6 protein-coding genes and 1 pseudogene are annotated in these 9,421 nt (G+C 58.3%); 4 read left to right on the forward strand and 3 right to left on the reverse strand.

The features are described 5' to 3' along the window. Positions 1-119: 119 nt before the first annotated feature. From HY26_RS01570 to HY26_RS19370, 3 genes and pseudogenes are all read right to left on the reverse strand, one after another. Positions 120-1,088, reverse strand: a complete 969-nt coding sequence (locus tag HY26_RS01570; RefSeq protein ID WP_158531390.1) for a FecR domain-containing protein — start codon at positions 1,086-1,088, stop codon at positions 120-122. Between the two features lie 39 nt (positions 1,089-1,127). Then, positions 1,128-1,733: an RNA polymerase sigma factor gene (locus tag HY26_RS01575; RefSeq protein ID WP_112072794.1), complete on the reverse strand. Its 606-nt coding sequence runs from the start codon at positions 1,731-1,733 to the stop codon at positions 1,128-1,130. Positions 1,734-1,958: 225 nt separating this feature from the next. Then, a pseudogene (locus HY26_RS19370) lies at positions 1,959-2,117 on the reverse strand (IS6 family transposase); the annotation flags it as partial. A 368-nt stretch (positions 2,118-2,485) separates the two neighbouring features. Between HY26_RS19370 and HY26_RS01580 the strand changes: the two are divergent. The 4 genes from HY26_RS01580 to HY26_RS01600 form a co-directional block, all read left to right on the forward strand. Beyond that, on the forward strand, positions 2,486-4,873 hold the full coding sequence (locus HY26_RS01580; RefSeq protein WP_112072795.1) for a TonB-dependent receptor: 2,388 nt from the start codon (positions 2,486-2,488) through the stop codon (positions 4,871-4,873). Between the two features lie 124 nt (positions 4,874-4,997). Continuing rightward, entirely contained in the window at positions 4,998-6,689 is a 1,692-nt protein-coding gene (locus HY26_RS01585) for an alkaline phosphatase (protein ID WP_112072796.1), read from the forward strand. 192 nt (positions 6,690-6,881) lie between these two features. Then, a complete protein-coding gene (locus HY26_RS19165) occupies positions 6,882-8,180 on the forward strand; it encodes an alpha/beta family hydrolase (RefSeq protein ID WP_233351498.1) in 1,299 nt (432 codons plus the stop codon). Then, the coding region (locus HY26_RS01600; protein ID WP_233351499.1) for an erythromycin esterase family protein at positions 8,177-9,421 on the forward strand (1,245 nt) is incomplete at its 3' end. The genes HY26_RS19165 and HY26_RS01600, both read left to right, overlap by 4 nt.

Below are 9,421 nucleotides of genomic sequence, written 5' to 3' on the forward strand. Positions count from 1 at the left end.
TGCGGGGTGAAACTTCACACCCGCCGCCACGCGCCTGCGTGGTCAGGGGGAAGACAGATCAGGCTGCGGCGTGTTTCAGCGATTCTGCGAACTTCATAAAAGGTTCATCGCAGGCGCCGTCAGAGTCCTTCTGAGATCACGATTTCCGTATCGCTCTCGCGCACATCGATCGGATAGGCCGAGTCCAGACCGGCCAGGACCTGACCGATCTGCTGGATGGAGAAAGACAGGGTGAGGCGTAGGTCCGCCGGCGCGCCGGGCGCCAGCCTGACCGGCCTGTCGCTGTACTGGTTCAAGTCCGCAACGATGTCTCGGAGCGGTGCATCGACAAAAGAGAGCCGGCCGGACCGCCAGGACAATTCCTTCTCGGCATCGAAAGGTTCGACCGAGCCAAGCCGCAGTGCAGCGGTGGAGACGATCCGGTCTCCGGCGCGCAGGTCACGTGCAGCGGCGTCAGCCATAACGCGGACATGACCGCTGTCGACAGACACAGACACCTGCCCCGTCCGCTTCTTGATATCGAACCGGGTACCCAAAACGCGGACCAGCACACTACCTGTATCGACGGTCAGTGGCCGGCCTTCGTCGCGCGCGATATCGAAATAGGCATTGCCGCTAGCCAGTTGGAGGTTTCTTGCCCTGGCGGTGAGTTCGCCGCGGACCTGGCTGTCGCCGCCAAGCGTGATCTCGCTGCCATCGGACAGGGTGAAGGTTTTGATCTCCCCCCGCGCGGTGGAGAGCAGGATGGCTTCTGGCGGGGCTGGCTGAAGGGCCAGCAAACCTATGCCGGCTGTACAGACCAGACTGGCGGCAAGACCGCCGCCCAGCAACAGGCGGCGCGACATCCCCCGGTGCGGCTGGAACGGTTTGATATTATTTTGGTCCGTGAGGATGTCCTCTACGCCATCGGCATCGGCGATCGCATCCCACAGCCGCCGGGCGCGCTCGAACGCGGCGCCATGGTCAGGAGATGCGGCGAGCCACGCGGCAAAGGCCTGCTCCTTCTCCGGCGCGCTCTCCCCGGATGCAAAATACAGCACCCAGCTACGTGCCTCGGCATCTGATACCTTTTCGGAATCGGATTTCATGGGTGGGACCAGCTTTACGGGCTTCTTCATTGCGACGCCTTATCCATCCAGCCCGGCCTGGAGCAGAGCCATGACACGGGCGAGCTGGCGGGAAATATCCGCTTCGCTCCAACCGGTATCTTTCCTGATTTCTGCATAGGTCTGCCCCTTGAACCTGCTTCGCAACAGGATCTCTTTCTGCTTGGGCGACAGCTGCTGCATGGCGCGCGCAACCCGCTCAAGATCCTGCTTTCCCATTAAGACAGTTTCAGGCGAGATTTCTTCCACATCAGGGGAAATATTTCCGTCCATCTGGCTTTTGACGAAGTTTCGCCCACGCCGGAGCTTGTCATTCGAATTCAGACCCAGATTGATGGCCGTCCGGAAAAGGAAGGCCCTTGGAGAGCGGATCCGGCCGAGATCTGCCAGCCCGGCGAGCTTGGAAAACGCTGCCTGCGCCAGATCTTCCGGTTCGGGTGGGCCTGCCCCATGGATCTTTCTGAGCCGGCCGACCAGTTCTCCATAGTGCTGGCGGAACAGATGGTTCAGGAACCGCGTGCGATCCGTCTCATCGTCCTGTGCACCATCCGGCACAGGCCCGTTCACCGCATCTGAAAATGTGCCGGACACAGCAACGTCGTCCGGACAGGATGGCTTGGCCTGCATGTTGTGCCTTCACGTGTTTGTCTGCGCTCTTGAAGAAGAAGCGCGACGGATTCGTGAAGGGTTGTTGAAACAACTGTAACAGCATCGACTGGTACATTTTGCTCAGAATATTTTCGTTCAACGAGGCAACCGCACGTCAGGGATAGTGAGTCCGCCTACGGATCGTCACGAAGTCCCATCCATGTGCCATCTTGATTGCGGACTTTACCGCTAGCGTGCTTACCAGCGTTTGCGGACCTTCTGAGCAAAGTAGATTCCGAAACGATTCAACCAGTGACGGACTGTCTCGAGACAAATGTTGCCCCCTCAACCGTGAAGCAGTTCTTCGACGTTTCGCTAAGGCAGCGGGAAGCGAACGCACATCATGACCGCAAGCTGAATCATCTCCGGTGATGTTTTGAAATGCCGGAAAGCGTTCCGGCTCAATTCTGGAGCGTAAGCGTCAGGACGCGCCGTCTCAAGGTCGGTTGTGCTTACAATACCTCACAGCGGAATGGTTGCGCTCAAATCCACAAATGCGTCACTGACCAGCCATTTCAATGACGGTTTTTCCCATCGCGACCATCCCGGCCAGAGCGAATTCAAAAATAGTAGTGAAATCCGTCACGTGCCGGTCACACGCTCTCACTAGCTCAGGCCGGTCTGTTCGAGCATCGAGTCTCGACAGATGAAGATGATTTCTTCCGGCGCACTCATGGGGGTGAATGCGGCGGGTATTTTCAAGGGAAGAACAAGCAATGTCTTTGTTTAAGATGAGCCTGCTGGCTTCTGCCAGCCTCGCTCTGTATGCAACGAGCGCCATCGCGCAGTCCGCCGATTCCGCCGCACCCAATGACCAAGCCGAGCAGCGCCGTGAAATGGATACAGTGGTCATCATCGGCCAGGCGCAAACCTATTCCTCCGCTGAAAGCACGGAGGCCATGGCGCTGCAGCAAGCCCCCGTCAGCTCTATCCTGGCTCAGGTCGACAACCTTCCAGGCGTGCTGGTTTCGGAGGGCGACACGTTCGGCTTTGATGACTGGTCGACCGGAATCGCTGTCCGCGGTTTCCAGAACAATCTCGGCGAGCAGCAGATCGGCATCACCGTTGACGGCCTGCCGAACGGCGGTTCGAATTATGGCGGCGGCTCCAAGGCCAACCGCTACATCGATACCCAGAATGCGGGTGCCATTGAGGTTTCTCAGGGCACAGCCGATATCGCCTCTCTTTCGAATGATGCGCTCGGCGGCACGATCAACTTCACGACACGCAATCCGGAAGACGAAGAGCGCGTACGTGTTTCCGGCACACTCGGCGATTTTGAAGCTCAGCGTTTTTATCTGGCATATGATACGGGTTCCTTCCTGAACGACACGACCAAAGCCTGGTTCTCCGTCTCCAGCCAGACCGCGACGGATCATATCGAAGGCTCTGCCGATAACCGCCGCGACCACTATGCCGCGAAACTTGTCAGCACTCTTTTCGATATCGACTGGACAGCTTACGCTTCTTACGACGATGCCGCGGAGAACAACTACGACCAGCTGTACTCCGAGGCCGACTGGCAAACGGATCCGAATTCCGACCGTCTGATCGGGAACTGGACCGGCGTTCCGTATGTGGATCAATCCTATCGCCAGGTCTGGGGCACGCTGCGTGAAAACTCCCTGCTCTATCTCAAGGCTGAAAAGGAAGTTGCCGAAGGGCTGAAACTCAAAGGCGGCGTCTATCTGCACAATATGGATGGCCGCGGCGACTGGGCCCCGCCCTACCTTGTCAATGTGACCGACGATGGCGCCGGTAACGCTGAAAGCGAGTTTCTGGGCGGCGAGCGCGTGATGGGCGGCTCGCTCCTCGGTCAGCTCTTTTTTGTCGATCCGAATGGCGTTGCCTTGTCTCCGGAAGCGGGTTGTCAGTCTTCACTGACCTTCCCGTATGGCGGCACCTCGAACGCAGCCTACGATCCGGCCTGCTACCCGGCCAACGCGATTCCGGTCTCATCCTACCGCCACACGCATTACCAGCGGGAACGCTACGGCATCACGGCGGATATTGAGTGGACGAAGACGTTCGATGCCTTCGAGAACATGCTCCGCGGCGGTGTCTGGTATGAAGACGGTACCCGCTACGAATATCGTGACTGGCATCGCATCATCGACTCCCGCGTCGGGCCGGAGTTCGATAGTCTGGCATACTGGGTCCAGTATGATCGCGAGTTCCCGCAAAACACATTCAAATGGTATGTCGAAGACGTCGTCTCGTTCGGCGACTTCACGTTCCGGGCAGGCGTAAAGCAATTCAACAACTCGATCGATCGTGTTGACAATTTCGACCCGCAAAACCCGGACAAGAACTTCACGCTGGATTCCGAATCCGACGTCCTGTTCTCTGGCGGCGCGTCCTGGGCACCGAGCGCCGTGCCGGGCATGGAAATGTTCGTCGGCTATGCCGAGAACTACAAGGCAATCCCGGACAGCGTGCTTGAAGTCATCAATGTCGATGCAGGCATCCCCGATCCGGAAACTTCAGAAAACACGGAAGTCGGATTGCGCTATTCCAACGGCCGCCTGCGTGGCTCGCTGGTTTACTTCGACACGACCTTTGAAAACCGCCTCTTCCCCGCACCAACCGCCACAGTTGAAGGCATTGACTATCTCGAAGCCTCGAACGGCGGCTACATAAACGGCGGGGGTATCGACTCTACCGGCGTCGAACTTGCGGGTGAATTCCTGCTGAATGATAGCCTGACCTTTTTCGGTTCGTATACTCACAACGATGCAAAGATCCTTGGGACTGGAGACAGCGTACTTGATGGCCTCGCTGGTATTGCTGTCGGCAACAAGGTTCCGGGTATCCCGGATGACATGTTTGTTCTGTCGGCTGATTTCACCAAGGGCAACTTCTATGGCGGCGCTTCTGCCAAATGGGTTGGCGATCGCTTTGTGAATTTGTCGAACACCTGGACAGCCGACTCATATGTCGACACCGACCTCTATCTCGGTGCCTCCGGCTCGGCTCTTTCGGACGACCTGTCCAACATCGATTTCCGCCTGACAGTAAATAACGTATTCGATCAGGACTGGCTGGCCGGTATCTCTGGCAACGCGGCCTGGATTTCTGCACCGCGCACAGTTGCCCTGACCGTAACGGCCGATTTCTAAGGGAACCGACTGACGTAAATCTGAGCGAAGGCGGTCTCGAAGAGGCCGCCTTCCTCTCCGATTAATTTCGTGTTTTTTCTGACACCGAAACTGGGCCAATAAGGCCAACACAAAGGAATTGTTCATGACCCGGATCAATCGCCGTCAAGCCCTGGCCCTCTTGTCCAGCACCGCACTCTCGACGGCATGCGCCACGCAGGGCGCACCTGAGGCTATGGACACGAGTGCATCTTTTACAGACCCCGACATTTTCCGGCACGGCGTCGCAAGCGGTGATCCAGAGACAACGAGCGTCGTGATCTGGACCCGCGTCTCAACCGGTTCGCCGATCGTGGATGTAACATGGGCCATCTATGAAGATCCGGAGGGCAACTCGCTTATCGCGAACGGTTCCCACCAGACCTCGGCAGACTCAGACTACACGGTGAAAGTCATCGCCGACGGTCTTCAACCGGGCCAGACCTACTATTATCGCTTCGAAGCAGAAGGCGAAGTGTCCCGCACCGGCCGGACCCGCACGCTACCTGTCGGAGCCCTCGATAGCCTCGGCATTGCACTCGTTTCCTGTTCGAATTACCCGTTTGGCTATTTCAATGCCTATGATGCAATCGCTCACGATCCGGCGATCGATATCGTCCTGCATACGGGCGACTATATTTACGAGTATGGCGGTCCGGACGGCTGGGGTCAGGAAACCGGCGCGGTGATTGGGCGCCCCCACAACCCTCCGCATGAAATTATCACGCTCGCTGACTACCGGCAGCGCCACGCCCAGTACAAGCAGGACGCCGGGTCGCGTGCAATGCACGCCATGCACCCACTGATCTGCTGCTGGGATGATCATGAAAGTGCAAACAATCCCTGGACGGGCGGCGCGCAGAACCATCAGCCAGAAACAGAAGGAAGCTGGAAAGACCGCCGCGCAGCGTCGATCCAGGCTTACTATGAATGGATGCCCATTCGTGAGCCGAAGGCCGGCCGCACGCGCGCACAATTCTGGCGGTCCTATATGTTCGGTGACCTTGCAACCTTGCTGACACTCGAAACCCGGCATACCGCCCGCGGCAAGCAAGTAGATTATGCTGAATGGGCCCCGAAGCTGAACACGGAAGAAGACTACGAAGCTTTCCGCAAGGCCGTTCTTGGTGATCCGGAGCGTCACATGATATCCCCAACCGAATTGACTGATATCTCGGAGGCGCTCTCCAGCTCTGTCGCGAAGCGCCAGCCATGGCGCGTGATCGGGAACCAGATTCCGATGGCCCGCACGCTGGTTCCGGATGTTGTCGGGCTGGGTGTGTTGCCGGTGCCAGACGAAGCGTCGCTCGAGGCACACAAGCGTCTTGCCTGGCTTGGCCAGCATGCGTTGCCATTCTATACCGATACTTGGGATGGCTATCCCGCCGCGCGTGAGGTGTTCTACGATACATGCAAAGCGAGTGGGGCGTCAGACCTGCTGGTTCTGACTGGTGACAGCCACAGTTTCTGGGCAAACCATCTTCACGATGGAAGTGGCACCAGCATGGGCATTGAACTTGGCACGTCCGGTGTGACATCGCCGGGAGATTTCGTCGAATCCGGCTTTGATGACGAAACAGCCCGATCACTTGACAAAGCTTTTTCGGATTACGTTCCCGAAGTAGTGTGGACGGACAATATGCATCAGGGCTATGTTCGGGTTGTCCTGCAAACGGATGTGGCAGAGGCCAGCTTTGTTGCTGTCAGTACTGTGCTCAAGCCAGTCTACGAGGCCAGATCGATTAAGAACTTCACTATCAGGAAAGATGCCGCCAGCCTGTCGTTACAGGAGGCCTGAAGCCAAAAGTGGATGCTGAGCCACTTCGGAGCACAAGTCAGTCCAAGTGCCGGTTCTCCAAAATAGCCAATTGCGCACGCATGAGATTGCGCGCCCTGGTAAACTATCGGCGCAATCCAGCGGTAGGTGGCGAAGAAGAACCAGAAGCCACTGCAATAAACTTGTGCTATACTCACAAAAAATGGTGCCCACATGATGCAAACGGAAGATATCCGCATCGGGTCCAAAGGGCTTGGTGGTTTCCTGACCGTGCCGGACGAAGCACGGGGCCTCATCATTTTCGCCCATGGTAGCGGATCCAGCCGACATTCCCCGCGCAACGCATATGCCGCGCGCAGTTTCGAACGGCTTGGGTTTGCAACCTTGCTGTTCGATCTACTCACGGAGCACGAGGCAGGTGACCGGCGTAATGTCTTTGACATCGCCTTATTGGCAAAACGTGTCGTGCTTGCCGTCGATTGGGCTCGTCAGCAAACGCGGTTGCAAAATTTGCCTGTCGGTGTTTTCGGCGCGAGCACAGGCGGAGGCGCTGCCTTGGCAGCCGCGGCAGCCTCGCCACATATCAGGGCCATTGTGTCCCGCGGTGGTCGGCCTGACCTGGCGGGCGCCGCTCTTCCGCATGTGCGCGCGCCAAGCCTTCTGATTGTTGGCGGAAATGACCGGGAGGTCCTGGCTTTAAATGAGGCAGCCGCGGCACGTATGACCTGCGAACACCGCATTAGCGTGGTGCCAGATGCCGGTCACCTGTTCGAGGAGCCAGGAACACTCGACAAGGTCCTGGTCTTGTCCGGCGCATGGTTCTCGAAACATTTGGCGCCCGCGGGACGGGAAACGATCCCCCTGCCAATGGCAGACCGAGCGGAAGCCGGCATGCTCCTCGCCCGGGCCCTGTCAGCACATGAATTCAAGGCCCCGGTCATCTACGCCCTGCCACGCGGCGGCGTGCCGGTTGCCCGGCCGATCGCGGAAGCCCTGAATGCTCCGCTCGATATCCTAATGGTCCGCAAGATTGGTGTGCCCTGGCAGCCGGAAGTCGCGGCCGCATCGGTTGTCGACGGTGAAGGCGCCGAGATCGTGAACAATGATCCGGTCATGCGGGCCACCGGGCTCAATGCCGGAAAAATTGCCGAACTGGCAAAACCGGAACTTGAGGAGATCGAACGCCGGCGCAGCCTTTACCTACCAGGAAGGGAGCCTGTGCGAGCGGAAGGCCGTACGGCGATCCTGGTCGATGATGGCATTGCCACCGGTACAAGCATGAAAGCGGCCATTCTGGCGGTCAGGAAACGGCGCCCTGCCAAAATCGTTGTGGCGGTCCCCGTCGCTGCGCCGGATACGCTGCACGCGATCGGCACAATGGTGGATGATGCGATCGTGCTCGCCGCGCCGGAGCGGTTTGGTGCCGTGGGCAGCTATTACCGGGACTTCCATCAACTGTCTGACGACGAAGTCATCCAACTCCTCCAACAACCGCTTGTTGGTGAGGAATGATGGATACCGTCCGTGTTCCCGCAAATGCAGAGCTTTCGAACCTGATTGCGGGACACAGCCTGCCGCTTCCCGCAAGTCATCCATACGATACGCTTGCCGAGGCGGTGGACGAATTCAGCGAAGCACGTGTCGTGCTGCTCGGCGAATGCACGCATGGCACATCTGAATTCTATGAGGCGCGTGCGGCGATCACCCGGCGCCTCGTTGACCAGCACGGGTTCCGGATTGTTGCAATCGAGGGCGACTGGCCGGATGCAGCAGAGCTTGATCGCTATGTCAGAGGCCGCGAACCCTGGGGCGAGAGGGATGCTTTTGTGAACTTTCCGCGCTGGATGTGGCGTAACCGGGAGTTTGCAAACTGCCTTTCGGCGTTGCGCGACTGGAATGCTAACCAGCCAGCGGAGGAACGCGTCGCCGTGCGCGGCCTTGATGTATACAGTCTCGACAAATCGATTTCCGAAGTGCTGGCCTATCTCGACCGGGTCGACAAGGAAGCGGCGGCCGTCGCGAGAGAACGTTATGCCTGCCTGTCTCCCTATGTCGGACGACCGCAAATTTACGGCGCGCAAGCCATGCGAACGGGCCGCACCTGCGAAGATGAGGTCGTGCACCAATTGCTCGATCTGCTCGACCAGCGCCTGGACTATGCCATGAAGGATGGCGACGAATTTTTCGATGCCGAACAGAACGCGCGGGTCGTCCAGGCAGCTGAACAGTACTACCGCGCCATGTATCATGGCTCGGTCAGCACATGGAATCTGCGCGACCAGCACATGTTCTCAACCCTTCTGCGGCTGTTGGAGCAGGCCGGGCCAAAATCAAAAGCCGTCGTGTGGGCGCACAACTCTCATATCGGCAATGCCAGTGCCACCGGCATGGGTGAACGGGGTGAGTTTAATATCGGCCAGCTGTGCCGGGAACTTTTCGGTGATGCTGTTGTGGCGATCGGCTTTGCGACGAGTACCGGCACTGTGATGGCAGCGGATGATTGGGGGAGTGCCGCGAAGATAAAGAAGGTCATTCCGGCCCGGCCAGATTCCTGGGAGCGCGTCTTTGAAGATACGGGTCTGTCGGCCAGCTTCACCAGTTGGCGAAAAGACAATAGCATTCGAAAGGCATTGGACCATGTCCGCCTCGAACGGGCTATCGGTGTCATTTATCGTCCGGAAACGGAACGTTGGAGCCACTACTTCGACGCCAATCTCGCTCATCTGAACCGCCCCGGGTTTGCCGGAGGCTCT

The organism is Hyphomonas sp. GM-8P, assembly GCF_003263315.1.
Lineage (GTDB): Bacteria > Pseudomonadota > Alphaproteobacteria > Caulobacterales > Hyphomonadaceae > Hyphomonas.

Coding starts and splice junctions, on each gene's coding strand:
- HY26_RS01580 (WP_112072795.1), top strand. CDS start 2,486: ATGAGCCTGCTGGCTTCTGCCAGCCTCGCTCTGTATGCAACGAGCGCC.
- HY26_RS01575 (WP_112072794.1), bottom strand. CDS start 1,733: ATGCAGGCCAAGCCATCCTGTCCGGACGACGTTGCTGTGTCCGGCACA.
- HY26_RS01570 (WP_158531390.1), bottom strand. CDS start 1,088: ATGAAATCCGATTCCGAAAAGGTATCAGATGCCGAGGCACGTAGCTGG.
- HY26_RS19165 (WP_233351498.1), top strand. CDS start 6,882: ATGATGCAAACGGAAGATATCCGCATCGGGTCCAAAGGGCTTGGTGGT.
- HY26_RS01585 (WP_112072796.1), top strand. CDS start 4,998: ATGACCCGGATCAATCGCCGTCAAGCCCTGGCCCTCTTGTCCAGCACC.